This is a genomic window from Sphingobium sp. (assembly GCF_003248505.1).
Lineage (GTDB): Bacteria > Pseudomonadota > Alphaproteobacteria > Sphingomonadales > Sphingomonadaceae > Sphingobium.
The window spans coordinates 103,972-129,669 of the sequence record NZ_QFOA01000003.1; the positions used below are offsets into that span (position 1 = coordinate 103,972).

The 25,698-nt window shown below is 66.1% G+C and carries 27 protein-coding genes; 8 read left to right on the forward strand and 19 right to left on the reverse strand.

Annotated features, from left to right (window positions below; genetic code table 11):
- Nucleotides 1-41: 41 nt before the first annotated feature.
- Complete coding sequence (locus DI606_RS02425; protein ID WP_293979510.1) at nt 42-1,334, reverse strand: transcription antitermination factor NusB; 1,293 nt, start codon at nt 1,332-1,334, stop codon at nt 42-44.
- Nucleotides 1,335-1,379: 45 nt separating this feature from the next.
- Entirely contained in the window at nt 1,380-2,309 is a 930-nt protein-coding gene (gene htpX / locus DI606_RS02430; protein WP_293979511.1) for a zinc metalloprotease HtpX, read from the reverse strand.
- Nucleotides 2,310-2,399: 90 nt separating this feature from the next.
- Here htpX and DI606_RS02435 point away from each other — a divergent pair, with 90 nt between their 5' ends.
- The 3 genes from DI606_RS02435 (at nt 2,400) to DI606_RS02445 (ending at nt 4,132) form a co-directional block, all read left to right on the forward strand.
- A complete protein-coding gene (locus tag DI606_RS02435; protein WP_293979512.1) occupies nt 2,400-2,573 on the forward strand; it encodes a DUF1674 domain-containing protein in 174 nt (57 codons plus the stop codon).
- Between the two features lie 116 nt (nt 2,574-2,689).
- Entirely contained in the window at nt 2,690-3,178 is a 489-nt protein-coding gene (locus DI606_RS02440; protein ID WP_293979513.1) for a hypothetical protein, read from the forward strand.
- Nucleotides 3,179-3,256: 78 nt separating this feature from the next.
- A complete protein-coding gene (locus DI606_RS02445) occupies nt 3,257-4,132 on the forward strand; it encodes a UTP--glucose-1-phosphate uridylyltransferase (RefSeq protein WP_293979514.1) in 876 nt (291 codons plus the stop codon).
- A 2-nt stretch (nt 4,133-4,134) separates the two neighbouring features.
- Here DI606_RS02445 and DI606_RS02450 read toward each other — a convergent pair whose 3' ends face one another.
- The 6 genes from DI606_RS02450 to DI606_RS02475 form a co-directional block, all read right to left on the reverse strand.
- Entirely contained in the window at nt 4,135-4,266 is a 132-nt protein-coding gene (locus tag DI606_RS02450) for a hypothetical protein (RefSeq protein WP_293979515.1), read from the reverse strand.
- A gap of 311 nt (nt 4,267-4,577) precedes the next feature.
- Nucleotides 4,578-5,174, reverse strand: a complete 597-nt coding sequence (ssb, locus tag DI606_RS02455) for a single-stranded DNA-binding protein (protein WP_293979516.1) — start codon at nt 5,172-5,174, stop codon at nt 4,578-4,580.
- A gap of 26 nt (nt 5,175-5,200) precedes the next feature.
- A complete protein-coding gene (locus DI606_RS02460) occupies nt 5,201-7,057 on the reverse strand; it encodes a ferrous iron transporter B (RefSeq protein WP_293979517.1) in 1,857 nt (618 codons plus the stop codon).
- Nucleotides 7,054-7,335: a FeoA family protein gene (locus tag DI606_RS02465; RefSeq protein ID WP_293979518.1), complete on the reverse strand. Its 282-nt coding sequence runs from the start codon at nt 7,333-7,335 to the stop codon at nt 7,054-7,056. The genes DI606_RS02460 and DI606_RS02465 overlap by 4 nt, the downstream gene beginning before the upstream one ends.
- 83 nt (nt 7,336-7,418) lie before the next feature.
- Nucleotides 7,419-8,075 (reverse strand): COQ9 family protein, encoded by a 657-nt coding sequence (locus DI606_RS02470; RefSeq protein ID WP_293979519.1) that lies wholly within the window; start codon nt 8,073-8,075, stop codon nt 7,419-7,421.
- Nucleotides 8,076-8,085: 10 nt separating this feature from the next.
- On the reverse strand, nt 8,086-8,967 hold the full coding sequence (locus tag DI606_RS02475) for a DMT family transporter (protein WP_293979520.1): 882 nt from the start codon (nt 8,965-8,967) through the stop codon (nt 8,086-8,088).
- A gap of 73 nt (nt 8,968-9,040) precedes the next feature.
- Here DI606_RS02475 and DI606_RS02480 point away from each other — a divergent pair, with 73 nt between their 5' ends.
- On the forward strand, nt 9,041-10,132 hold the full coding sequence (locus DI606_RS02480) for an alkene reductase (RefSeq protein ID WP_293979521.1): 1,092 nt from the start codon (nt 9,041-9,043) through the stop codon (nt 10,130-10,132).
- A gap of 45 nt (nt 10,133-10,177) precedes the next feature.
- Here DI606_RS02480 and ribH read toward each other — a convergent pair whose 3' ends face one another.
- The 11 genes from ribH to DI606_RS02535 form a co-directional block, all read right to left on the reverse strand.
- On the reverse strand, nt 10,178-10,600 hold the full coding sequence (ribH, locus tag DI606_RS02485) for a 6,7-dimethyl-8-ribityllumazine synthase (protein WP_293979522.1): 423 nt from the start codon (nt 10,598-10,600) through the stop codon (nt 10,178-10,180).
- A 10-nt stretch (nt 10,601-10,610) separates the two neighbouring features.
- Complete coding sequence (ribB, locus tag DI606_RS02490) at nt 10,611-11,900, reverse strand: 3,4-dihydroxy-2-butanone-4-phosphate synthase (protein ID WP_293979523.1); 1,290 nt, start codon at nt 11,898-11,900, stop codon at nt 10,611-10,613.
- A 72-nt stretch (nt 11,901-11,972) separates the two neighbouring features.
- Nucleotides 11,973-12,584: a riboflavin synthase gene (locus DI606_RS02495; RefSeq protein ID WP_293979524.1), complete on the reverse strand. Its 612-nt coding sequence runs from the start codon at nt 12,582-12,584 to the stop codon at nt 11,973-11,975.
- A gap of 40 nt (nt 12,585-12,624) precedes the next feature.
- A complete protein-coding gene (ribD, locus tag DI606_RS02500) occupies nt 12,625-13,617 on the reverse strand; it encodes a bifunctional diaminohydroxyphosphoribosylaminopyrimidine deaminase/5-amino-6-(5-phosphoribosylamino)uracil reductase RibD (RefSeq protein ID WP_293979598.1) in 993 nt (330 codons plus the stop codon).
- On the reverse strand, nt 13,614-14,087 hold the full coding sequence (locus DI606_RS02505) for a hypothetical protein (RefSeq protein ID WP_293979525.1): 474 nt from the start codon (nt 14,085-14,087) through the stop codon (nt 13,614-13,616). Before DI606_RS02505 ends, ribD begins: the two co-directional genes overlap by 4 nt.
- Before the next feature lie 347 nt (nt 14,088-14,434).
- The gene (locus DI606_RS02510; protein WP_293979526.1) at nt 14,435-15,700 is read right to left on the reverse strand and encodes a DUF445 domain-containing protein; all 1,266 of its coding nucleotides are present in this window, start codon (nt 15,698-15,700) and stop codon (nt 14,435-14,437) included.
- Between the two features lie 68 nt (nt 15,701-15,768).
- The gene (locus DI606_RS02515) at nt 15,769-18,930 is read right to left on the reverse strand and encodes an efflux RND transporter permease subunit (RefSeq protein ID WP_293979527.1); all 3,162 of its coding nucleotides are present in this window, start codon (nt 18,928-18,930) and stop codon (nt 15,769-15,771) included.
- 73 nt (nt 18,931-19,003) lie between these two features.
- Nucleotides 19,004-20,176, reverse strand: a complete 1,173-nt coding sequence (locus DI606_RS02520) for an efflux RND transporter periplasmic adaptor subunit (RefSeq protein WP_293979528.1) — start codon at nt 20,174-20,176, stop codon at nt 19,004-19,006.
- 479 nt (nt 20,177-20,655) lie between these two features.
- Nucleotides 20,656-20,913, reverse strand: coding sequence for a GlsB/YeaQ/YmgE family stress response membrane protein (locus DI606_RS02525; RefSeq protein WP_293979529.1), 258 nt, complete (start codon nt 20,911-20,913; stop codon nt 20,656-20,658).
- 222 nt (nt 20,914-21,135) lie between these two features.
- Nucleotides 21,136-21,435, reverse strand: a complete 300-nt coding sequence (locus DI606_RS02530; RefSeq protein ID WP_009820412.1) for a DUF1153 domain-containing protein — start codon at nt 21,433-21,435, stop codon at nt 21,136-21,138.
- 105 nt (nt 21,436-21,540) lie between these two features.
- Complete coding sequence (locus DI606_RS02535; protein WP_293979530.1) at nt 21,541-21,840, reverse strand: hypothetical protein; 300 nt, start codon at nt 21,838-21,840, stop codon at nt 21,541-21,543.
- Between the two features lie 161 nt (nt 21,841-22,001).
- Here DI606_RS02535 and mnmA point away from each other — a divergent pair, with 161 nt between their 5' ends.
- The 4 genes from mnmA (at nt 22,002) to nusB (ending at nt 25,597) form a co-directional block, all read left to right on the forward strand.
- Nucleotides 22,002-23,108, forward strand: a complete 1,107-nt coding sequence (mnmA, locus tag DI606_RS02540; protein ID WP_293979531.1) for a tRNA 2-thiouridine(34) synthase MnmA — start codon at nt 22,002-22,004, stop codon at nt 23,106-23,108.
- Nucleotides 23,109-23,187: 79 nt separating this feature from the next.
- On the forward strand, nt 23,188-23,850 hold the full coding sequence (hisG, locus tag DI606_RS02545; RefSeq protein WP_293979532.1) for an ATP phosphoribosyltransferase: 663 nt from the start codon (nt 23,188-23,190) through the stop codon (nt 23,848-23,850).
- Complete coding sequence (gene hisD, locus DI606_RS02550) at nt 23,840-25,129, forward strand: histidinol dehydrogenase (protein ID WP_293979533.1); 1,290 nt, start codon at nt 23,840-23,842, stop codon at nt 25,127-25,129. The genes hisG and hisD overlap by 11 nt, the downstream gene beginning before the upstream one ends.
- A 21-nt stretch (nt 25,130-25,150) precedes the next feature.
- Nucleotides 25,151-25,597, forward strand: a complete 447-nt coding sequence (gene nusB / locus DI606_RS02555; protein ID WP_293979535.1) for a transcription antitermination factor NusB — start codon at nt 25,151-25,153, stop codon at nt 25,595-25,597.
- The last annotated feature ends 101 nt before the right edge of the window (nt 25,598-25,698 follow it).

The following is a 25,698-nucleotide window of genomic DNA, read 5'->3' on the forward strand; positions in this document are numbered from 1 at the left end:
CGTTACGGCGGTGACCCTAACCGAAGCGGGGTTAACAATCTCTACGGTCTTTTTGTCAGGGCGGCGATGAAGAAGCCATCGGTGCCGCCCTGCGCCGCCAGCGTATCGGGCAGGGTGCGCAGCCACCCCTCGGGCGTGGGCGCGATGCCGTCCGGCAGGGCGCCCGCTTCGGGCGTCGCCAGCGCGAAGTCGCCGCGATCTTTCAGGAAGCGTTCTACCTGATCCTCCCCCTCCGCCCGTTCGAGCGAACAGGTGGCATAGACGATCCGCCCGCCCGGCTTCAGCCACCCGGCCGCACGGGCCAGCAGTTCGGTCTGCAATTCCGCCAGCTCAGCGATCTGGCGCGGGCCGATGCGATGGAGCACGTCGGGATGGCGGCGGTAGATTCCCGTCGCCGAACAGGGCGCGTCGAGCAGGATCGCGTCGACCGGCGCATCCGGTTGCCACTGGCGCAGGTCCGCCTGCACCGCCTGTGCGTCCAGCCGTGTGCGCGCCAGATTTTCGGACAATCGCTCCAGCCGCTTCTTCGACTGGTCCACCGCCGTCACCTGCCATCCCGCTGCGGCCAGCTGCATCGTCTTGCCGCCGGGCGCGGCGCACAGGTCGAGCGCGGTGCGCCCGCCCCCGCCGCCCAGCAGCCGCGCGGCGCAGGATGCCGCGATATCCTGCACCCACCATGCCCCTTCGGCAAAGCCGGGAAGGTCGGGGATCGCGACCCCTTCGGGCAGGCGGACATGGCCGGGCGCGAAAGAAGCGCCCCCCGTTCGAACTGTCCACGTCGCTGTCTCGCTTGCGTCGCGCAAGCTGATGTCCACCGGCGGCCTCACCGCATAGGCGCGCGCTGCCGCCTGCGGCATCGCTTCGCCCCATTGCGCGGCCCACCGGTCCGCCACCTCGACGGGGAGCGTCGGCGGATCGGGCAGGATCGGTGTCGCACGGGTCACGGTGCCGAACACGCCATGCACCAGCTTGCGGGGCCCGCCGTCCACCAAAGGGAGAGCGGTCGCGATCGCGGCATGGGGCGGCGTGTCGAGCTTCAACGTCTGGGCAAGCGCGATGCGCAGCACCATCCGTGCCTTCGCGTCGTCGGGCAGCACCTGCCTTGTCGCTCCGTCGATCAGGGCGTCCAGGTCGGGCAAGTGGCGCAGCACCTCGGCCGCGATGGCATGGGTCAGCGCCCGGTCTTCCCGCGGCAATCCCTGTCCCGCGCCGTGCAGCGCCTGTTCCAGCGGTTCGCCGCGCCGCAGCACCGCGTCGAGGAGCTTCAGCGCCGCGCGGCGGGCGGGCAGGCCGGGGACGTCTTCGGGGCGGGGGGCGGGGCGGCGGCTGGGCATGGGCAGGCGGTTAGGCCAATCCCGGCCAAAAGCAACCGTCCTTCGTCAGCGCCGGTGCGGGTCCAGCGCGCTGCGGGGGCGGGCCGGCGTCGCCACCGGGGCGAGTGCGGATGCCGTGCGCGACGCGGGTGCCAGGGCGGGCGCGCCCATCTCCGCTGCGATGTCCTGCAACGCGGCGATGCGCTTTTCCGTCGCCGGATGGGTCGAGAACAACTCGCTCACATGCGTAGGGACGATGTAGAGTTGTGCCGTCGCCGGATTGCGCGCCGCCACCGGGTTGGGGATGGCCTGCGCCGCACCCGAAATCCGAGCGAGCGCGGACGCGAGCGCACGGGGATTCCCGCTGATCTCCGCGCCCGCGCGGTCCGCGCCATATTCGCGCGTGCGGCTGATCGCCATCTGCACGATCATCGCGGCGAAGGGGGCGACCAATACCGCCAGCAGGCTCCCCGCGATATTGCCATGCCCCTCCCGATCGCCGCCGCGAAAGAACAGGCCGAAATTCGCCAGCATCGAAATCGCGCCCGCAATCGTCGCCACCATCGTCATGATGAGCGTGTCGCGATGCTTCACATGGCCCAGTTCGTGCGCCATCACGCCCGCCACCTCCTCGCGGCTCAGCATCGACAGCAGCCCGGTGGTCGCGGCGACGGCGGCGTTCTGCGGATTGCGCCCGGTCGCAAAGGCGTTGGGCGCGTCCTGGTCGATGATATAGACGCGCGGCATCGGCAGCTGCGCCCGCTGCGCAAGGTCACGCACCAGATTGTAGAAATCGGGCGCGTTGGTGGCGTCGACCTCCCGCGCGTCGTGCATGGACAGGACGATGCGGTCGGCGTTCCAGAAGGTGAAGAGGTTCATGCCCGCCGCCGCCAGCAGCGCGACGATCGCCCCGCCGGTGCCGCCCAGCGTATAGCCCAGCGCCATGAACAGGGCGGTCAGCGCCGCCAGCAGCATGGCCGTCTTCATCCCGTTCACTTGCAATACACTCCTTCCCCGCCCAGATAGCGGGTTCAAGCTGAATATGGGGTTGACCGGCCCCGCCCGCAATTTGAAAAGGCCGCCGCCATGGGAACTTTCAACGGCAAGCGTCCGGCGCATGTGAAGCCGCCCGAGCATCTTTCGAAAAGCCCGCCGCTGCCCGCCCCCGATCCCCTGGACGCGCCGTCGCGTAACGACGAGGAACTGAGCCCCACCCGCTACGGCGATTGGGAGCGCAAGGGAATCGCGATAGATTTCTGATATTTCGCACCACGCTTCGCCGATGATTATGCACGATTGACGATGGATCGTGCCGCTGGCGCGAGGAGCCTTGCCGCCTGCTCTGGCCTTATCCGTCCGGCCCTGTGCACACCGCCATGCAAGAGGGAGACAAGAGCGTGGGTGTGCATCTGGTTGCTGACATGACGACGAAGACGGTTTCGGATTACGCGCCGGAGGATGCGGCGCTGCTCTGCGCGGTGGGGCGGCTGGTTTGCGCCTGGACGATGCTGGAACAAAGCCTGGAAACCAAGATCGGGCTGATGCGCGAGGCGATGGGCGATATCCGCACCGTGGGCGCGCGCACGCGGCCCAGCATGGCGAAACTGATGACCGAATTGCGCACCATGGTCGCCATGCGCGACCGCCGCAACGCCAGCGCGCTCACCGAAATTTCGGAGATCGAGCGCAACATGCAGCGCATCGACCGTTTTCGCGCGCTCATCATACAGGGATTTCATCAGCCAGCGGAGGGGGGCTTCACCTGCCGCGATGGGCGCAACAACATCCAGCATATCGCGCTGCATCAACTCGAAGCGGAAATCGCGGCGCTCGAAACCATCGCCACCCGCCTGCTCGCCGTCTAGATAGCGTCAGCCGCTTCGCTTGACCTTTCTCGCAGGCGCGGCAAAGACAATGCAACTGCGTCCACAGGGGAATCGACCTTGACCAAGCGTATCCGCAAAGCCGTCTTTCCCGTAGCCGGCCTCGGCACGCGGTTCCTGCCCGCGACCAAGGCGGTGCCGAAGGAATTGCTTCCCGTCGTCGACCGTCCGCTGATCCAATATGCCGTCGACGAAGCGCGCGAGGCGGGGATCGAACAGATGATCTTCGTCACCGGACGCGGGAAGGGCGCGATCGAGGATTATTTCGACATCGCCTTCGAATGCGAAGTGACGCAACGCGAACGCGGCAAGGACCTGTCGGCGCTGGAGGGTACGCGGCTCGATCCGGGCAATGCCGTATTCCTGCGCCAGCAGGAGCCGCTCGGCCTTGGCCACGCGATCTGGTGTGCGCGCGACATCGTCGGCGACGAACCGTTCGCGATCCTGCTGCCCGACGAATTCATGAAGGGCGCGCCCGGGCGCGGCTGCATGAAGCAGATGGTCGACGCCTATGAAAAGGTCGGCGGCAACCTCGTCTGCGCGCTCGAAATCCCGATGGAGCAGACACCCAGCTACGGCGTCATCGATCCCGGTGCCCGCGATGGCGCGTTGACGCAGGTCAAGGGCCTTGTCGAAAAGCCCAAGCTCGGCACCGCGCCATCCAACCTCATCCTGCCGGGCCGCTACATCCTTCAGCCCGACGTGATGAAAATCCTCGAGACGCAGGAAAAGGGTGCGGGCGGCGAAATCCAGCTGACCGACGCGATGGCATCGCTGATCGGCAAGCAGCCCTTCCACGGCGTCACTTTCGATGGCCGCCGTTTCGACTGCGGGTCGAAGGCGGGCTATATCGAGGCCAATTTGGCCCTGTCGCTGGAGCGCGAAGACCTGCGCGAGCATATTCGCGCTTTCGCGACCGAGGAACTGGCTCGCTGATCCTATAGCGGGGGCATCGTACCCATCAGCAGCAGCGCCACGCCCGACAGGGCGATGGCGCTGCCCAGGGCAAGCTGGGCGGGGTGGACCATGCGACGGATGGGCAGGGCGACGGCGGTTTCGATTCTGGACATGCGTCCGATATAGGACGCTATCCTCGGACGGTCGCGTCGATTATTCCGCTCACTTCCATCGACGGAAGCGATCAGGCATCTACGCCGACCGCAATATATCCCCTTCCAGCTTCTCCTACGCCTCGCGCGGCGCTTGAGGATTGGATGCGCAGCGCAAACGTGCCATGGGCGACGACCGAATCGCTGAGCAGGATATCGAACGCGAAACCGTCAGACGCCGCTGCGTCGCTCGCTCCCTGTGGGAACGGCGCCCGCCGCGCGCCCGGCGCCACGGCGGTGCCGTACCGGGCTAGCCGCGCGGCGGGACAGCGTCAGAACGGCACTTCATCGTCCAGATCGTTGTCGAAATTCGGCCCACCGGCACGCCCGCCGCCGAAATTGCCGCTACCGCCGCCTTGCGAGCGTCCACCGCCCTGGCCGCCATAGCCGCCGCCCGAACCGCCGCCCTGACCGCCGAAATCGTCATAATCGCCGCCACCAAAGCCGCTGGAGCCGCCGCTCCAGTCGGACACACCCTGGCCGCGCCCGCCGCCGCCCTGACCGCCGCCACCGCCGGGCGCACCGTCGAGCATCGTCAGGACCGAACCCAGACCCTGCAACACGACTTCGGTCGTGTAACGGTCGTTGCCCTGTTGGTCTTGCCACTTGCGGGTGCGCAACTGGCCTTCGATATAGACTTTCGACCCCTTGCGCAGGAAGCGTTCGGCCACGCCTACGAGACCTTCGGAAAAGATCGCGACGCTATGCCATTCGGTGCGCTCCTTGCGCTCCCCGGTCGTGCGGTCCTTCCAGTTTTCCGACGTGGCGATCCGCAGGTTGCACACCTTGCCACCGTTCTGGAAGCTCTTGACCTCCGGATCGGCACCCAGATTGCCGACCAGAATGACCTTGTTGACCGAGCCTGCCATGATTCCTCCGATGCGTTGATCGGCCCTTATAGTCCCGCAGCGCTCGCAGTCCAGAAAGTGATACCGGCTGCCACATATGCGAGCAGGAACAGGTAACCGACCATGAAAAGCGGCCATTTCCACCCGTTCGTCTCCCGCCGCGTTACCGCGATGGTGGAGATGCACTGGGGCGCGAAAATGAACCAGGCGAGGAAAGCGAGCGCGGTGGGCAGCGGCCACTGGCGTTTCAGCCGGTCTCCCAGGCTTTGTTCGAGCGCCGCCTCGTCGCTGCCCGCGTCGATCGAATAGACGGTCGCGAGCGCAGACACCGCCACCTCGCGCGCGGCCATCGCGGGGATGAGCGCCAGCGATATGTCGCGGTTGAAGCCGACCGGTGCCAGCACGACCTGCAACCCGCCCGCGATCCGCCCGGCGATCGAATGATCGACCTGGCTGGTGGGATTGCCGTCCGGCACGCGCGGGAAGCTGAGCAGCAGCCACAGGATCACGGTCGAGGCAAAGATGATCGTGCCCGCGCGCTTCAGGAAGATGACCGCGCGCTGCCACAGGCCGAGTAGAATGTCCTGCGGGCGCGGCCACTGATATTTGGGCATTTCCATCAGGAATCCGCCGCTCGTGCCCTTGGTGACCGTCAGTCGCAGGATCAGCGCGACCAGCATCGCGCCGACGATCCCTGCGACATAGAGGCAGAAGAGGACGAAGCCCTGCAAGCCGATGCCATAGCCGATGTCGCGCGCCGGAATGAAGGCACCGATGATGACGGCATAGACCGGCAGCCGGGCCGAACAGGTCATGAGCGGGGCGATGAGGATCGTGGTCAGCCGGTCCTTGGGGTCGGCGATCGTGCGGGTCGCCATGATTCCAGGCACCGCGCAGGCGAAGGAGGAGAGGAGAGGGATGAAAGCCCGGCCCGACAGGCCGACCTTCGCCATCAGGCTGTCCATCAGGAAGGCGGCGCGGACCATGTAGCCGGTCGCTTCCAGCATCAGGATGAAGAAGAAGAGAATCAGGATCTGCGGCAGGAATACAATCACCGACCCAACGCCGTTGATGACGCCGTCCACCAGAAAGGACCGCACGATACCGTCTGGCAGCGTTTCGCGCACCGCCCCGGCGGCGGCTTCGGCCACCCCCTCTATCATCGCCATCGGCGCGGCCGACCAGCTATAGACCGCCTGGAACATGACGAAGAGCAGCGTGAGCAGCAGGATCAGGCCTGCCACGGGATGCAGCGCCACCCGGTCCACCGCCGCAGTCAATCGTCGCGAGGGCGTTTCGCGCACCACGGTCGCGCGGGCGATGCGCCGCGCTTCCTTGCGGGTGGCTTCGAAATCTCGGTCGGGCCGGGCCGGGGCGGGGGCCTGTGCGCCGCCCAGCGCCGCGCCCAGTTCCTCGCGCAGATGGTCGAGACCGCGCTTGCGTACGGCGACCGTCGAAACCACCGGCACGCCCAGTTCGCGCGATAGGATCGCCGCATCCAGTTCCAGTCCGTCGCGCGTCGCCAGATCCACCATGTTGAGCGCCAGCACGGTGGGAAGGCCCAGCGCGATGAGTTCCAGGGCGAAGCGCAGATGATTGTCGAGGTTGGACGCATCGACCACGATCACCAGTGCGTCGGGGCGCTTCTCGCCCGCTTGTCGCCCCAGAACCATGTCGCGCGTCACCTGTTCGTCCGGGCTGCCGGGCGACAGGCTGTAGGTGCCGGGCAGGTCGACCAGTTCGACCGGACGGCCATCGGCCAGCGCCAGACGGCCTGCCTTGCGCTCGACGGTGACGCCGGGATAGTTGCCCAGCTTCTGCCGCGCGCCGGTCAGCGCGTTGAACAGCGCGCTCTTGCCGGCATTGGGATTGCCGACCAGCGCGACCAGCGGCGTGGCGTTCACGCCGCTTCGTTCCGTGTGCCGGCTGTCGATGGATCCTCCGCGCCGGTGCGCACCGTGACGGCGGCGGCATGGACGCGGCGCATGGCGATGGTCATGCGGCCGATGCGGCACGCGATCGGCCCCCGGCGCAGCAGCCCGCCATGGTGCAGTGCCTCGACGCTTGCGCCCTCGCACAGGCCGAATTCGCGCAGGCGCTGGCCTTCGGCATCGGTCAGGGCCGACCAGTCGATCCGATCGACATAGGCTGGGTGCCGCAGGGGCAGGTCAGTCAGGCGCAAGGGCTTCCACTCGCTCTATTCTTCTGCGAGCGACTATCAATATCCTTAAGGATTGACCAGCATATATTCACGCCAGCGACGGTTCACACGACCGGATAGCGCAGCCGACCGATGAATCGCGACAGGCTGAGCCGTTCGCCGCCGCCCGCGCCCTTGATCCTGCTCTTCCATTTTTCGAACCGCATCACATCCTCGACCCGGCGGGCCAAGAAGGCGCGGGTTTCGGCGCGATCCTCGCTGTCGTCATCGAGGAAGGCGATGAGCGTGGCGGCGTAGAGCGCCGTCAGCGTCGCACGCTTGCTGTAATGGTTGAGGTCGGTGGCGGTGTCGCCCGCTGCGCGCCACATCGCGTCCGCCGCGCGCCAGGCGAGCTTGCCCGCGCGCGGTGCGTTGGTCGGCAGCGCCAGAATGGCAAGCGCGCGACGCAGCGCTTCCTTGTCGGGCGCAACGATGGCGAGACGCGCTTCGACCAGCGCGACGATCTTGCGCCGGATGGAGAGCGTCGCCAGCGTTTCCGGCGGCAGAGCGTCGACCATGGCCGCGTCGATGCTGGCGAACCATGCGTCGATCATGGCGACTGGGCCGTCTGCGAAGGCCAGCTGCGCCACATCCTCGTCCACGCCCTTTTCGCGCGCCGCCATCGCAACGGCGGGGGGGCGCCATCCGTCGAAGGCGGCGTGGCGCGCCAGCACGGGAGCCAGCAGCGCGCGGATTTCGTCCAGGGTCAGGTCGTCGTTCATGCCCGTCAATCTAGGCGCGCACGGGCAACCGCACAAGCACCAGCGCCGCCGCCACGGCGCTGGCGCCGAACAGTTCGGCAGGGCTCAGCCATTCGCCGAACATCCACCATCCCAGCACCACCGACACCGCCGGTTGCAGCAGCAGGCTCAGCCCCAGGATCATCGGGGAAAACCACCCGACCGCATAGGTGAGCAATCCTTGTCCCACCAACTGGCTCGACAGCGCGAGCATCAGCAACGGGGTCCAGTCGCGCGGCAGGATCGCCTCGCCCAGCGCCCATGCGCACAGCAGCAGCACCGGCGTGCTCGCGACACTCGATCCCGCCAGCACGGTCCAACTGTCCAGCCGCCCGCGCGCCTTCTGCACGACCAGCAGGTAGACCATGTAGGAAAGCCCCGCGAACAGGCAGAGAATGTCGCCACGCAGGTTGCGCGCCGACAGTTCGTAGCTTCCCCCCATCAGCACCAGCGCGCCCGCCGTGGCGAGCGCCAGCGCCGCCGCCTGCGGCCCTGTGGGCCTTTGCCGCAGGACCAGCAGCGCCCATGCGGGCAGGAACAGGCCGCTCATGTTGCCGAACAGCGTGGCGTTGGCGACCTTGGTATAAAGAATGCCCATGTGCCACGCGCCAAGGTCGACCGCAAAGACGATGCCCGCCCACATCAGCGCGGACCATTCCCGCCGCGTGGGCGGAACGCGGCGCAGCCCCGGCAGGGCGAGGAGGACCAGAACCGGCAGGGCGATTGCCAGCCGCCAGAACGCAGCCGCCACCGGCCCCACATCCGACATGCGCACCAGCACTGGCCCAAGGGGAAGGATGATGTTGGCCAGCACCAGCGCGGGGAACGCCAGTCGGGGCATCGGGTTTGATGCGGCAGGGGTTGAAGTGGCCATCGCGGCTCCCTAGCTGGCTTTGCGCATCAAGTCCCGTTGCAAAATGCAACTATCATGACGATGGAGACTCCTTTTGACCACCTTGTTCGACCCTGTGAAGCTGGGTGCGATCGACGCGCCCAACCGCATCCTGATGGCTCCGCTGACCCGGGGGCGCGGCACCCGCGATCATGTGCCGACGCCGATCATGGCGGACTATTACAGCCAGCGCGCGGGCGCGGGCCTCATCATCAGCGAGGCGATCGGCATTTCGCGGCAGGGACTGGGCTGGCCCTATGCGACCGGCCTCTGGAACCGGGATCAGGTGGACGGGTGGCGGCGCGTTACCGATGCCGTCCACGATGCGGGTGGGCGGATCGTCGCTCAGCTCTGGCATATGGGGCGGCTCGTCCACAGCAGCGTGACGGGCGAACAGCCGGTGTCCTCCAGCCCCGTGGCCGCGCCGGGCCATGCCCACACCTACGAAGGCAACAAGGACTATGAAACGCCGCGCCCGCTCGACATTTCGGAAATTCCCCAACTGCTCGACACCTATGCGACCGCCGCGCGCCATGCGATGGCAGCGGGGTTCGACGGGGTGCAACTCCACGCGGCCAACGGCTATCTGATCGACGAATTTCTCCGCGACGGCGTCAATGCCCGTGAAGACGCCTATGGCGGCAGCCCCGAAAACCGCGTCCGCCTGTTGCAAGAAGTCACCGCGACGCTGGTCGACACTATCGGCGCGGACCGCACCGGTGTGCGCCTGTCGCCCAATGGCGATACGCAAGGCACCGACGACAGCAACCCGCTCAGCGTCTTTCCGGTCGCGGCGCAGGCGCTCGATGCGCTCGGCATCGCCTTCCTCGAATTGCGCGAACAGCAGCCCGACGGCACCTATGGCGCAAGCGACGTGCCGCCGCTGTCGCCGACCATCCGCCAGCATTATCGCGGGCCGCTGATCCTCAACAGCGATTTCGACGGGGCAAAGGCGCAGGCCGCGCTCGACGGCGGCGTGGCCGACGCCATCGCTTTCGGTCGGCCTTTCCTCGCCAATCCCGATCTTGTGGAACGGATCCGCCTCGGCGCGCCGCTCAATGCGTGGGATTCAAAGACCTTCTACACGCAGGGCGCCGAAGGCTATACCGACTATCCCACGCTCGACCGCGCGCCCGCGGACGCCTGACCGGGGAGGAGGGCGGCGCGCATATCGGCGTGCCGCCCCCTGTTCTTACATCCCGAACTTTTCCCGCAGGCCGAGCATGGCGATGGCGGCCTTCGCCGCTTCGCCACCCTTGTCCTTCTGGTCCGGGCGCGCGCGCACCAGTGCCTGCGCTTCGTCCTCGACCGTCAGGATGCCGTTGCCGATGGCGATGCCGTCCATGCTGAGCGCCATCAGGCCGCGCGCGCTTTCGTTAGACACCACCTCGAAATGATAGGTTTCGCCGCGGATCACCACGCCGATGGCGACGAAGCCGTCATAGCGCCCGGTTTCCGCCGCCAGCGCGACCGCGCCCGGGATCTCCAGCGCGCCGGGCACCGTCGCCACGTCATATTTGTGCCCGCCCTCGTCCAGTGTGGCTTTGGCGCCTTCGATCAGCAGGTCGTTCAGATGGTCGTAGAAGCGCGCTTCGACGATCAGGAATTTTGCCATGGGATGATCCTTACAATTCGATAGGACGCTGCCCGACCACGGCGAGGTCGTAGCCGTCCAGCGCGATCAGGCTGTGTTGGGAGTTGGTCAGCAGGATCATGTCGTGCACGCCGAGGTCGGCGAGCAGTTGCGCGCCCACGCCATAATCGCGCAGTTCGTCCATGTCCCCCTGCGCCGCGCCCCTGTTTCCCCATCGCGTGATGGACTTGGACAGGAAATTGTCTTCCTCCGATCCGGACAACAGGACGACGAGGCCCGACCCTTCCTGTCCGATGATCTCCATCGATTTGGCGAGAAGGCCGCTGCGGTGCCCGTTGGCGCCGTAAACATCGTCCAGCAGCGAAAGCTGATGCATCCGCACCAGCGTCGGCTGCTCCGACGAGACATGCCCCTTCTGCAACACCATCTGTTCGGTGCGGGTCGCCCTGTTGTAGAAGGTGATTGCCTTCCAGTCGCCGCCCCATCTGCTGGTGAAGGCCGATTCGGCGCGGCGTTCGACCATGTGATCGTGCCGGCGGCGATAGGCGATGAGGTCGCGGATCGTCCCGATCTTCATCTTGTGCCGCTGGGCGAAGGGGATGAGGTCGTCGAGCCGGGCCATTGTCCCGTCGTCCTTCATCACCTCGCAGATGACGCCGGAGGGGTTGAGGCCCGCCAGCCGCGCCACGTCGACTGCCGCTTCGGTATGTCCGGTGCGCACCAGCACGCCGCCGTCCTTGGCGACGAGCGGGAAGACGTGGCCGGGCGTCACGATGTCGGCGCGGCCCTTCGACCCGTCGATCGCGACCGAGATGGTGCGCGCGCGGTCGGCGGCGGAAATGCCGGTGGTCACGCCTTCGCGCGCCTCGACCGATACGGTAAAGGCGGTTTCGTGCCGGGTGCCGTTGTTGCGGCTCATGAGGTCGAGGCCGAGCTGGTCGACGCGTTCCTTCGTCATCGCCAGGCAGATCAGCCCGCGGCCATGCTTGGCCATGAAGTTGATCGCATCGGGAGTCGCCATCTGCGCCGGGATGACGAGGTCGCCTTCATTTTCCCGATCCTCGTCGTCGACCAGGATGAACATGCGGCCGTTGCGCGCTTCGTTGATGATCTCTTCGGGGCTGGCGAGCGCGGTGCCGCCCTCGCGCTTGAGCAGATAGGCTTCCAGCTTGCCGAGCGTGTCGGCGGTGGGGTTCCAGTCCGCCTCGCCCAGCTTGCGCAGCGAATTGGCATGAAGCCCGGCGGCGCGGGCCAGGCCCGACCGGGACATGCCGCCATCGGTGACGAGGTTGCGGACGGTATCGAGCAGCGCGGACGACATGAAAACGACTCCTTCCCTCCAAAACGGGACAAGTCAGATATCACATCAAGATGTGATAAATGCAAGATGCAATCACATCGCGCGAGCCCGCGCCCCCTGCATCCGGTCGAGGTAACGCGCCAGAACGTCGATCTCCAGATTGACTTTCGCGCCTTCCGTCAGTCGCCCGAGCGTCGTTACGTCCCAGGTGTGCGGGATGAGGTTGACGGAAAATTGCGCGCCGCCATCGACGTCGCGCACCGCGTTGACCGTCAGCGATACGCCGTCGACGGTGATGCTGCCCTTGGGCGCGATCAACGGGGCGAGCGACAGGTCGACTGCAAAGACGACCTTGTGCGAATCGCCGTCTGGGGACACGCTGGTCACGGTGCCGATCCCGTCGACATGCCCCGTCACGATATGTCCGCCCAGTTCATCCCCGACCTTGAGCGCGCGTTCGAGGTTCAGCCGCCCGCCTTCGTCCCACAGGCCCGGCGCGGTACACGCCACCGTTTCGGCCGACAGGTCCACCGCGAACCAGTCCGCGCCCTTTTCCACCACGGTCAGGCACGCACCCGAACAAGCGATCGACGCGCCGATGGCGACGCCGTCCATGGCATAGCCGCACCCGATGACGAGATGCAGGTCGCCACGCTGCTCATGGGCACGGATCGTGCCGATGTCGGTGATGATGCCGGTGAACATGAACAAACGGTCCTCTGCGCGATGGGGCGAGGTGCGTGATCTAGGCGTTGCGCGTCGCCTCGTAAACCTCCAGCCGGTCGACGCCCAGCATCCGCGTATCGGTGAGCCGCCAGCGCCCATGCGCCTGCGCAAGGTCGGCAAGGCCGATGTCGCCGATCCCCGCCAGCCCTTCGCCCAGGACGATGGGCGCGCGATAGAGGAGCAACCGGTCGACGAGGTCGGCGCGCAGGAACGATGCCGCCGTGGCCGCGCCGCCCTCCACCAGCAGGTGATCGACGCGGTCGAGCGCCGCGATCTCTTCGGGCGCGCCGATCCTTTCCCAACCCGCAGGCGCGTCGCCCCGGCTCAGCAGCACCCGGCGGGGCGACCGGTCCTCCAGCCCCGGCAAACGCACGTCGAGGCGCGGCGCATCGGCACGCAGCGTCCCGCCGCCCACCAGGATGGCGTCATGCCGCGCCCGCTCGCCATGGGCATGGGCGCGCGCGTCCGGCCCGGTGATCCAGCGGCTGCTTCCGTCGGCCAGCGCGATCCGCCCGTCGAGCGACAGCCCGAGCTTCAGCGTCACATGCGGCCGCCCCAGCGTCTGTCGCAGCACGAAACCGCTCATCGCCCGTACCGCCTGCGCCGCCATCAGCCCCATCTCGACCGCGACGCCCTGGTCGCGCAGCCATTGCGCGCCCTGTCCGTTCGTGCGGGGGTCGGGATCGCGCAGCGCGATGACGACGCGTTTCACGCCCGCCCGCGCGATCAAGTCGGCGCAGCGCGGTCCGCGGGGAGACAGATGGAAACAGGGTTCGAGCGTCACATAACAGCATGCGCCATGGGCGCGGTCCATCGCCTGTTCCAGCGCCTGGGCCTCGGCATGGGGACGACCGCCCTTCTGCGTCCATCCGCGTCCGACGACATGGCCGCCCCGCACGATCACGCAGCCGACGTTGGGATTGGGGGTTGCAAGCCCCAGCCCGCGCCGCGACAGGGCGATGGCTGCGGCCATGAAGCGCCGGTCGTCGGCTGGCGAAACGCTCCCGCTCAGGGCTGCGCCACTCCGGCCTGCGACCCGCCGGGTTTCGCGCCCTTGCCGGTGCCTTCCGCCTTGGCGAGGCGTTCGTCCAGCATGGCGTCGATGGCCTTCACCGCTTCCTTGCGTCGGGCGGTATTGCGCTTTTCCTCGTCGCGCCATTCGATGCCGAACGCGTCGGCATAACCCTGCATCTTCTTCTGCTGCTTCACCAGCGCCGCCTCTCGCTTGGCGAAGTCGATCTTCTGCTGGAGGATGATCGCGGCATCGGACCGGTTGGCGTCCCAGCTTTCGACATAGATGATCTTGTTGCGCGTGGGCATGGTGTTCGTGTTCGCATCGATCACGAACGTCCACACGATCACCCATGTGATTGCGACGGAAAGGCCGAGCAGCGGCCATTTATGCTGCCGCTGTTGCTTGAAATAGCCCCAGAAGTCGCCGAGCGCGCTTTTCGGGGACACAGGACGGGGAAAGATCGCCATGCCCCTCCTATAGGCCAAGCCGCCCGCCGATGCAAAAGGGCTCGTGGCGCGCGCATGTGGAAAACCTTCGCCTGGCGGAGGCAATACCCCGTGAAGGCGAGTGGCTCGGGATCGGCGTGCGGTGGACCGTCGGCACCTCATACGATGCAATCGCACGCTGTCGCGGATCGCGGGGCGGAAGCCGTTTGCCCAGCGCTCGGTGCCGTTTCTCCTCCCGGATGTCCGGCCCGTCTCTAATGAGATAGTACAACATGACATATGCTTCGTCGCGAAAATGCGTTTCAGCTGTCTACTTCGCTGTCTCGCAAAGCCGGACAAACGCCATCCGACCCAGCCGGAAAACCGCCTCAGACCAGCGTGTCGACGGTGTGGATGACAAGGCCGACCAGCCCGCCGACCAGCGTCCCGTTGATGCGGATATATTGCAGATCGCGCCCCACCGCGCCTTCCAGTCGCGCCGTAATGGTGCCCGCATCCCAGCCGCGCACCGTATCGCTCACCAGCCGCACGATCGCGTCGCCGTAGCTTGCGGTCGCGCCCACCGCCGCACGCCTGACGAACCGGTTGATGACCAGCCGCAGCCGTGCCTCCTGTTGCAAAGTGCCGCCCAGCGCCCGCAGCGCTTCGCCGAAACGGCCCGCCATCGCCTTGCCCGGATCGCGCACCGCACGCAGCAGCCCGGCCCGCGCCTGTTCCCACATCCCTTCGATCCAGCGTTGCATCGCCGGGTTGTCGAGGATCTCGTCACGGATCTTCGCAATCTTGGCCTGCATGGCGATGTCGAATTGCAGGTCGAACGCCAGCTTCGCCATCCCCTCCTCGGCCTTGATGCGCAGGCTGTGTCCGGGGTCTTGCACCATGTCCGCCAGCATTTTGCGCAGCCCGGTCAGGATCGCGCTGGCGAGATTTTCGTCGAGGCCCGTCCAGCGCATCACCTTGCCTGCGCGGTCGTGCACGATCTGGCGGATCAGATGCTCATTGGCTTCCAGCGCGCGGTCCGCCCACTGGATCAGGCTGTCCATCACCGGCGCGTGACGCCCGTCGCGCATCGCCGCCTCCATCGCCTGCCCGATCAGCGGTCCCAAGTTGATCGCGCGCAGTCTCTGGCCGATCGCGCCTTTCACCATGCCGCCCAGCCGCTCCTGGTCCAGCGCCTCCAATATGTCGGCGACCAGCCGTGAAGCCCCTTCGCGCAGCCGCCCGTCGCCGCCCGAGGGGCTGGCAAGGAACCGGCCCGCCGCCGCCGCCACATCCATGTGCCGCATCCGCCGTGCGACGACGGCGGGGGTCAGGAAATTATCGCGCAGGAAAACCGCCAGCGTGTCGCCGATCCGGTCCTTGTTGCGGGGGATGATCGCGGTGTGCGGGATTGGGAGGCCGAGCGGGTGGCGGAACAGCGCCGTCACGGCGAACCAGTCGGCCAGCCCGCCTACCATCGCCGCTTCGGCAAAGGACTGCACGAAACCGACGGCGGGGTGGAGATGCGCCGTCGCCCGCGCGGTAGCGAACAGCGCCGCCATCGCGAGCAACATGCCTGTCGCCACCATCCGCATCCGCCGCGCCGGATGCGGGGCGGCGAGCGTCGTGGAGCGAGACAGGCGAAACGGCGTCATCACCGCTGAACGGTTACGCGCCCGTTTCGTTCAGGCAAGCACGATCTTTCGAACACTCGCTTTCGGGGTCACTCGGCCGGTTGAACCAGCCCGCCTTCCTTATCTTCGGGCTTGTAGGTCAGCAGACCGCGACCCAGCTTCGGCCCCAGCCAGCTTTCCAGGCCGATCGCCAGGCTGAACACCGCCGGCACGATCACCAGGGTAAGGACGGTCGACAGCAGCAGGCCGCCGATAACGGTGATGCCCATCGGCGCGCGCCATGCCCCGTCGCCCGACAGGGACAATGCGGTCGGCACCATGCCCGCGATCATCGCCACAGTCGTCATGACGATCGGCTGGGCGCGCTTGTGCCCGGCGTCGATGATCGCCTCGCGCTTGGGCACACCCTTTTCCATTTCCTCCAGCGCGAAGTCGATGACGAGGATTGAATTCTTGGCGACGATGCCGAGCAGCATGAGGAGGCCGATGAACACCGGCATCGATAGCGGCTGGCCCGCGATATGCAGCGCGAGCGCGCCGCCCAACGGCGCGAGCAGCAGCGAGCCGAGGTTCACGAACGGCGGCATCACCCGCTTGTACAACAACGTCAGCACCGCCAGCACCAGCAGCACGCCGGAACAGACGGCGATGACGAAGCTCTGGAGCATTTCCAGCTGGAACTTGGCTTCGCCCGCGTTGATCTGCTGCACGCCCTGAATGCGACCGTCGGTGATCGCCTTCATCGTCGGCAGCGCGTTGATCTTGGCCATCGCCTGACTGGTGACGAGCCCCGGTGCTAGGTCGGCGCCTACCACGATCCGCCGGATCTGGTTGTAACGGCGAATCTGGGTCGGGCCTGCGCCAAAGCTGATGTCGGCGACGACGCGCAACGGCACGGAGCCGCCGTCGATCGTGGGGACCGGCAGGTTCTGGATCGTGGCGATATCCTTGCGGCTTTCTTCCGACAGGGAAACGCGAATCGGAATCTGGCGGTCGGAGAGCGAGAATTTCGCGGTGTTCTGGTCGATGTCGCCGATGGTGGCGATGCGGATCGACTGGCTGAGCGCGGCGGTCGTCACGCCCATGCTGGCGGCAAGGTCCATACGCGGCTTGATGATGATTTCGGGCCGCTGCATGTCGCCCTGTACGCGCGGATCGCGCAGTTCCTTGAGGCCCGCCATCTCCTTGACCAGTTGGTTGGCGGTCTTTTCGAGCAGCACCGGATCGTCCGATCCGAACATCATGATGACGTCGCGACCGAAGCCGCCGCCCGACTGCGACTGGAAGTTGACGCGTGCGTCGGCGATCGTCTGAAACTGGGGCGCGATCTTGCGCTCCCACTCGACGGAGGAGAGCGGCCGGTCTTTCTTGAGCGTCAGGTAGATGTCGGCGTTGGTGGGATTGATGTCGGCGAAGGCGGCATCCACCGTGTCGGTGTCGGCGGCCAGCAGATCGGCGACCTTGCGGGTGATCGCGGTGGTCTGGGCCAGTGTGCTGCCCGGCACGGTCTCGATCTTCACCTGGCTGAAGTCGGTGTTGATGGTCGGCTGGAAGGTCATGGGCAACGTTGCAAAGGCGACGATGGTCGCGACAAACGCCAGCACGCCCGCGCCGAGCGTCCACATGCGGTGGTCGGTAAAGATCCCCGCGATCCGGTTGCGGAAACCGCCCCGCGCCCGGCGCGCCTTGGCCCTTCGATCCTCCAGCGACCATCGGAGCACGCTCATGTACCGATCCATCAGCCAGCCTTCGCCGTGCGTCGTCTCGCCATGGGCTTTGAGGAAATAGGCCGCGACCATGGGCGTGATGAGTCGCGCGACGGCCAGACTCATCAGTACCGACACGACGACGGTCATGCCGAAGGAGATGAAGAACTGACCGGCAAGGCCCGGCATCAGCGCCACAGGCAGGAACACCGCCACGATCGCCATCGTCGTCGCCAGCACGGCAAGGCCGATCTCGTCCGCCGCGTCGATCGACGCCTGATAGGCCGATTTACCCATGCGCATGTGGCGCACGATATTCTCGATCTCCACGATGGCGTCGTCGACCAGAACGCCCGCGACGAGGCTGAGCGCCAGCAGCGAAATGCTGTTCAGCGTGAAGCCCATCATGTCCATGAACCAGAAGGACGGAATCGCCGACAACGGAATGGCGAGGGCGGAAATCATCGTGGCACGCCAGTCGCGCAGGAAGAGAAACACGATCACGACCGCCAGCACCGCACCCTCGATCATCGCGGACATGGCGCTGTGATACTGGTCGCGCGTATATTCCACGCTGTCGTAAAGCTGCTTGTACTGGACCTTGGGATTTTCCTTCTTGAGCTTGTCCAGCACCTTCATCGCTTCGTCGTAGACGGTGACGTCGGACGATCCCTTGGCCTTGGCTATGCTGAAGCTCGTTACCTGCCGACCGTTCATCAGCGAAAGAGTGCGCTGTTCGGCATACATATCGCGGACGGTCGCAAGGTCGGACAGCTTGACGGTACGGCCCCCGGAAATCGCGATCTGCGTTTCGCCCAGCGTGCGCGCGTTGCGCGCGTTGCCGAGCACGCGGATCGACTGTTCCGCCCCGGCGATCTCCGTCCGGCCGCCTGCCGCGTTGATATTGACCTGCTGCAACTGGTTGTTCACCTGCGCGGCGGTGATGCCGTAGGCCTGAAGCTTGGCAGGGTCCAGGATGACGCGGATTTCACGGCTGACGCCGCCGCTGCGCTTGACCGCCGCCATGCCGGGAATGGACAGCAGCCGCTTCGCCACCGTATTGTCGACATACCAGGACAATTGCTCCAGCGTCATGTCGGTGGCTTCCGCGCTGAAATAGGCGATCGGACCGCCATCGATGTCGATGCGCTGCACCTGCGGTTCCAGAATGCCCTGGGGCAGGTCGCTGCGAATCTGGTCGACCGCATTCTTGACGTCGTTGACTGCGCGGTCGACCGGCGTTCCGATCTTGAACTGCACGTTGGTGAGCGACTGGCCTTCCGATGCGAAAGACGTGATGTCGTCTACCCCGCTGATCCCGCGCACTGCCGCCTCGATCCGCTGCGTCACCTGCGTTTCGAGTTCGGTGGGCGCAGCGCCCGGCTGGACCACGGTCACACTCACCAACGGAAAGCTGATGTCCGGATTCTGGTTTACGTCCATCCGCAGGAAGCTGACGATGCCCGCCATCACCAGCGCGGCGAACAGCACCAGAGGGGTTACCGGATTACGGATCGCCCATGCGGAAATATTGCGAAAATTCATGACGCGCTTCCTTCACCGGTCGCCGACGGCAAACCGTATCCTTTCTTGCCGCAGCAAGGCCGCGCCCTCGTCTTTACGGGCGGGCGGCCATTTCCGGCTTCACCTTCTGCCCGGGCGTCAGGAACGCCCCGGCGGAGGTCACGATCTTTTCCGCACCCGTAATGCCGCTCGTCACCGCCGCACCCTCGTCGGACACCTGGCCGATGGTGACGTCGCGCCGCTCGACCTGGTTCTTTGCATTGATGACGTAGACGAAGCTGCCCTTGGAGTCGCTCTGTATCGCCGATTCGGGCAGCAGAGGCGCGCTTCCGGATCCGCTGGTGACGAGCGCGGAGGCAAAGCCGCCCGGACGCAGTGCCGGATCATAGGAAAGGGCGATGCGGGCGATGCCCTGACGCGTCTGCGGATCGACCACGGGCGAAACCTGCCACACTCGGCCCGCAAAGCCGCGCGTTCCACCGATCGGCGTCACCACCGCGCTGTTGCCGGGGCGCACGTTCAGCAGATCGGCCTCCGACATCTGCGCGCGCATTTCGATCTCGCCGCCTTTGGCAAGGCGGAAGAGCACGGCAGCCCCTGCGCCGACGATCTGTCCCGGCTCGACGCTACGGGTCAGCACCAGTCCGGCATCGGGTGCCCGGATATCGAGCCGTCCGGTGCGCGCCTGCTGTTCCTTCAACTGGGCGATGGCTACGTCCACGCGCGCCTGCGCGGCATCGCGATTGGCGGTGCGCTGGTCGATGTCGGCGGCGCTGATGAAGCCTCGGCCTACCAGCGCCTTGGCCCGGTCCAGCTGCGCCTGCGCCAGCTTGGCATCGGCGCGCGCGACCTCTACCTGCGCGGCGAGCGAGCGCCCCTGCTGGGTCTGGACCGATCGCTCGACGCTGGCGAGCACCTGCCCCGCGCGCACCCAGTCGCCCGGCTGCACCAGCACGCGCGTCACCATGCCGCCTTCGCCCACCACGCCTACCGGCATGTCGATGCGCGCCGCCAGCGATCCTGTGGCGCTGATCGACCGCGCGACCATCGATTGACCGGGGCTGATGACCGTCACGACCGGCACGGGCGCGCTCGGTGCCTGCGCATCGCTCGCCTTGCCCCCGCGCATCGATATCCAGGCGGCAGCGGCGATCAAAACGACCGCCAAGCCCCCGCCGACCATCATCATCCGCTTGCGCCGCGCGCGTGCCGCATCCTCGTCAATGGCGATCACTGCGTCCCCCAGCAGCTGCGTTTCATAGTTCATGCCGATTCCATCTTTCCGGCGCATCGCCCCTTTGCGCCGACTGTATTATATAAATATAGCACCGCGCTCAAGCCCCAATTACCACGGATGATCCCCGTGAGGCAGAGCACATAGTCCAGGAAAAGGTCGTAGCGACAATCGACTGGCGGCGCACAAGGATCGACCGACGACAGGTTTGTCACGATAGCGTATCGGGTCGCGGGAATCACGCGATTATGATGATGCTGTGCTGCAGGTTCGGTGTCGAAGGCAGTATCATCGACTTGCGCGTGGATTGTCGCCTGTCGGCTGACCTGGGCGCGGTCGGGATATGCAGGCCGCGTGGTGTGAATTTATGCGACAGGGGAGGGTATGGGTTTCACTCGGCGCTATCGCGATCCGGGCGACGTATCGTGACCTTGCGGTGCTACGTCGACAATAAAAAGGGCCGCGCCATCTTGTGGCACGGCCCTTTTGATGTTGGTTCCGGATAAAGGCGCTTAACGCACCGAACCGCGACGAACCAGATTCACGATCGCCAGCAGGATTACCGCGCCGACCAGCGACACGAGGAAGCTGTACAGCGTCAGGCCGGCATTGTTGATCGAACCGCCGCTGAAAATCAGGCCGCCGACAAACGCGCCGACGATACCAACGACGATGTTCAGCAGAATGCCCTGCTGCGCGTCAGTGCGCATGATCATGCTCGCAAGCCAACCAATGATGCCACCGACTACAAGCCACAGAATGATGCCCATGTTACTCTCCTTGACCACGCCCCCAGCGGGTTGGGTGCCGGTTCAACGGAAGAGCGAGCCAGTCGTTCCCTTCGCAGGAAATGATTCCGGTAAGGAAACCATCATTGCAACCCGCCGTTGTGCGCCGCTCATGCCACGGACATGGCCCGAAATGACAAAAGGAGCCGTCGGACTTTCCGACGACCCCTTTTCTGTTCTGCACGATGCCCGCGATGGGAACGGTCAGTATTTCTGCTGCCGTTCGTACAGCGACTTGTAATATTGGATCCGCGTCACGCGCAGCCCGTGCATCCCGGACCGATCGACTGCGCGCTGCCACCCGGCGAATTCCTCCAGCGTCAAGTTGTAGCGGGCGCACGCCTCGTCGACGCTGAGCAGACCGCCATTGACCGCAGCCACCACTTCCGCCTTGCGGCGCACCACCCAGCGGGTCGTGTCCCGTGGCGGCAGGCTGTCCAGCGTCAGGGGTTCTCCAAGCGGCCCGACGACCTGGGCGGGCCTGATTTTCTGGTTCTCTATCATTCTACCCTCAACTATGCGGCGATGGCCTTGCCGAATTCAGCAGCGGAAACCTGTTATCTGGATCAGCCCTGAAGATCGGCTAAAGTCCCACGGTAAACGCTGCTTTCATCTTTCCCTGCCCCCGATAAGTCGGCTCGCGACCGGCGGGTTGAAACTTCCCGCCAGACGCACGGCTTCGATCGTGCCGCTGGAACGTGGCGCGAAAACATCGGCCAGTTCCTGAATCCAGTCGTCGGTTCCATCCTGCCCCCGCAGCATGCCCGCCACCGCCCTCGCCGTCGGGCTGGCTGCCTGCGCCGCTGCCGTGGCGGCGCGCAGGAAAGGCCAGACCGGCTCTTGGGCCCGGTCGGCGGGGCGGGTCGATCCGGGCCTGAGCCCGCCACCCCGAAGAAAACTAAGATCCATTCCCCCTTTGTAGGGACAAATGGATAAGGCCCGGTAAACCCGCCCCTCCCAGATTGTGCGGTTCGACCGATTTTGTCGCCCGATCGCACCATTTGTCGGTCCTGCGCGGTCATATTTCGTTAACTTTGCGCACGGGCCCGCACTGCACTATATGCGCGCCCATGCAGCCCCAGTTCCAGCTTGCCGAGCCGCTTTCGAAGCGGCGTATAGTCGTCGCCATGTCCGGCGGCGTGGATTCCAGCGTCGTCGCGGCCCTCGCCGCCCGAACGGGCGCGGAAGTCATCGGCGTTACGCTCCAACTCTACGATCATGGCGCGGCGGTGGGCCGAACCGGCAGTTGCTGCGCCGGGCAGGACATCCGCGACGCGCGCGCCGTGGCCGACCGCATCGGCATCGCCCACTATGTCTTCGATTACGAAAGTCGATTCCGCGATTCGGTGATCGCCGATTTCGCAGATGAATATATGGCGGGCCGCACGCCCATTCCGTGCGTGAAGTGCAACATGGGCGTCAAGTTCACGGATCTGTTTCAGATCGCGCGCGATCTCGGCGCCGACTGCCTTGCGACCGGCCATTATGTCCGCCGGGTGGAGGGCGCGGTCGGTGCGGAACTGCACCGGGCCGCCGATCCTGCCCGCGACCAGAGCTACTTCCTCTTCGCCACGACGCAGGCGCAACTCGATTATCTACGCTTCCCCTTAGGTGGACTGCCCAAGCCGCAGGTACGCGAGATCGCGGCCGAACTCGGCCTTTCGGTTGCGTTGAAGCCCGATAGCCAGGACATCTGCTTCGTTCCTGACGGCGACTATGCGAAGATCGTCCGAAAGCTGCGCCCCGATGCGGAGGAGGGCGGCGATATCGTCCATGTCGACGGGCGGGTGCTGGGCAGGCACCGGGGACTCATTCATTATACCGTGGGTCAGCGCAAGGGGCTGGAGATCGGCGGACAGCCCGACCCGCTCTACGTCGTGCGGCTCGATGCGGAGGGCCGCCGCGTGATCGTCGGGCCGAAGGCGGCTCTGGCCGTATCGGGCGCGCGCCTGACCGACATCAACTGGCTGGGCGGCGATTTCGCCGGGCCGCTGACCGCGAAGGTCCGGTCGATGGCCAAGCCCGTGCCTGCGCGGCTGGAATCGGATCGCCTGCTCTTCGACGCGCCCGAATACGGTGTCGCGCCCGGTCAGGCGGCGGTCCTGTATGCGGGCGACCGCGTGCTGGGCGGCGGCTGGATCGCCAGCACGCAAGGCGCGATGGCGGACGCAGCCTGAACTCGCGCACTTGAGGCCGTTGATACGAACGGGCGCGCAGCTTGCCCTTTGCGGCCCCTGCGCTTAAGTGCGCGGGGTTATGAATCGCCCGCTCACTTTCGCCATTCCCAAGGGGCGCATCCTCGAAGAGGCGCTGCCCCTGCTCGCCAAGGCCGGTATCGAACCGGAGGCGGAATTCCACGACAAGAAAAGCCGGGCGCTGCGCTTTGCAACCAACCGGCCGGACGTGTCGATCATCCGTGTGCGTGCGTTCGACGTGGCGACCTTCGTCGCGCATGGTGCGGCGCAGATCGGCATCGTGGGATCGGACGTGGTCGAGGAGTTCGGCTATTCCGAGCTCTATGCGCCGGTTGACCTCGACATCGGCCATTGCCGCCTGTCGGTCGCCGAACCCGAAGGACTGGCTGAGGAGGATCAGGCCGCGCTCAGCCATGTGCGCGTCGCGACCAAATATCCGCACCTGACGCGCCGCTATTACGAAGCGCGCGGGCTTCAGGCGGAGTGCGTGAAACTGAACGGCGCGATGGAACTGGCCCCCTCGCTCGGGCTGTCGCGACGGATCGTGGATCTCGTGTCCTCGGGCGCCACGCTCAAGGCCAATGGCCTCGTGGAAACGGATGTCATCATGCAGATTTCCGCCCGGCTGATCGTCAACCGCGCCGCATACAAGATGCGGTCCGCCGACCTTGCACCGCTGGTCGAGGGTTTTCGTGCCGCCGTGGGGGTAAAAAATGCCGCTTAGGCTGGATACGAGGGACGCGGCCTTCTCGGCGGCTTTCACCATGCTGGTCGATGCGCGGCGCGAGGCGGACGAGGACGTCTCCCGCGACGTGACCGCGATCCTCAGGCGCGTGCGGGCGGAAGGGGACGATGCGCTTGCCGACTATACGCAGCGGTTCGACGGTCATGATCTCGACAGCAGCGGATGGGCGGTCACTGCAGCGGAAACCCGCGCTGCGCTCGATACCGTTTCGACCGAATTGCGCGATGCGCTCGAACTCGCCGCCGCGCGCATCACGGCCTATCATGAGAAGCAGAAGCCGCAGGACAGCGACGGGGTAGACGGTGCCGGCGTGCGCCTGGGCGCGCGCTGGACCCCCGTCGATGCCGCCGGCCTCTACGTACCGGGCGGGCGCGCAGCCTATCCCAGCTCGCTGTTGATGAATGTGATACCGGCCAAAGTGGCCGGAGTTCGGCGCATCGCGATGGTGACCCCAACGCCCAAGGGGGAGATCAACCCGCTCGTCCTTGCCGCCGCGCAGATCGCGGGGATCGAGGAAATCTGGCGCATCGGCGGGGCGCAGGCGGTGGCCGCGCTTGCCTACGGCACCGGGCGCATCAGGCCGGTCGATGTCATCACCGGCCCCGGCAATGCCTGGGTCGCGGAAGCCAAGCGGCAGCTTTACGGCGTCGTCGGCATCGACATGGTGGCCGGACCTTCGGAGATCGTGGTCGTCGCCGACGGTCGGAACGATCCCGACTGGATCGCCGCCGATCTGCTCAGCCAGTCGGAGCATGATCCCACCAGCCAGTCGATCCTGCTGACCGACGACGCGGCCTTCGCCGATGCGGTGGAGCAGGCGGTCGAACGGCATATTCCGGCCCTTTCCACCAGCGCGGTCGCACGCACGAGTTGGGACGCCAACGGCGCGATTATAATCGTGCGCGATTTCGCGGAGGCGATGCCGCTGGTAGACCGGCTCGCGCCCGAGCATCTGGAACTGGCGGTGGACGATCCCGACGCCCTGTTCGCGCAAGTGCGCCATGCCGGGTCGGTTTTCCTGGGGCGCATGACGCCCGAAGCCGTGGGCGATTATGTCGCAGGCCCCAACCATGTGCTGCCGACCGGTCGCCGCGCGCGCTTTTCCTCCGGTTTGTCCGTGCTCGATTTCATGAAGCGCACGAGCTTCCTCAGCCTCGACGCCGACGCGATTCGCGCGATCGGCCCTGCGGCAGTCGCTCTGGCCGGGGCGGAAGGGTTGCCTGCCCATGCCGCGTCGGTGGCGTTGCGCCTGTGCTGAGACCGGAGTAGGGGACCGCGCATGAACGATCGCTCCAAATCCCGCTCCGCCGCGCGCCTTGCCGCGGTGCAGGCGCTCTACCAGCTCGAGATGGAGGGAACGCCCGTCCACATTCTGCTGCACGAATTCCATCAGCATCGCCTTGGCGCGACGATCGAGGATGTCACCTACGCGCAGGCCGAAGAGCCTTTCTTCGACGATGTCGTGACCGGCGTGGACAAGCGCCGGGCGGAGATCGACGCGCTGATCGCTGCGCGTCTTTCGAGTGGATGGAGCCTGGAACGGCTCGACAAGCCGATGCGGCAGATCCTGCGCGCGGGGACCTACGAATTGCTGGCCCGCAAGGATGTGGGAACCGGCACCGTCATCAGCGAATATGTCGATGTGGCTCACGCCTTCTACGACAAGCGCGAGGCGGGATTCGTCAACGGTCTGCTCGATGGCGTTGCAAAGGACGTGCGCGCCTGACATCGGCCCGGCGGGCGTGGCGGCATGATCGTGCGCATCCGCAACCGAGCCGCCGTCATCGCGCATGGCCTTGGCCGCTGCCATGCCCTAAAAGCTGCCTA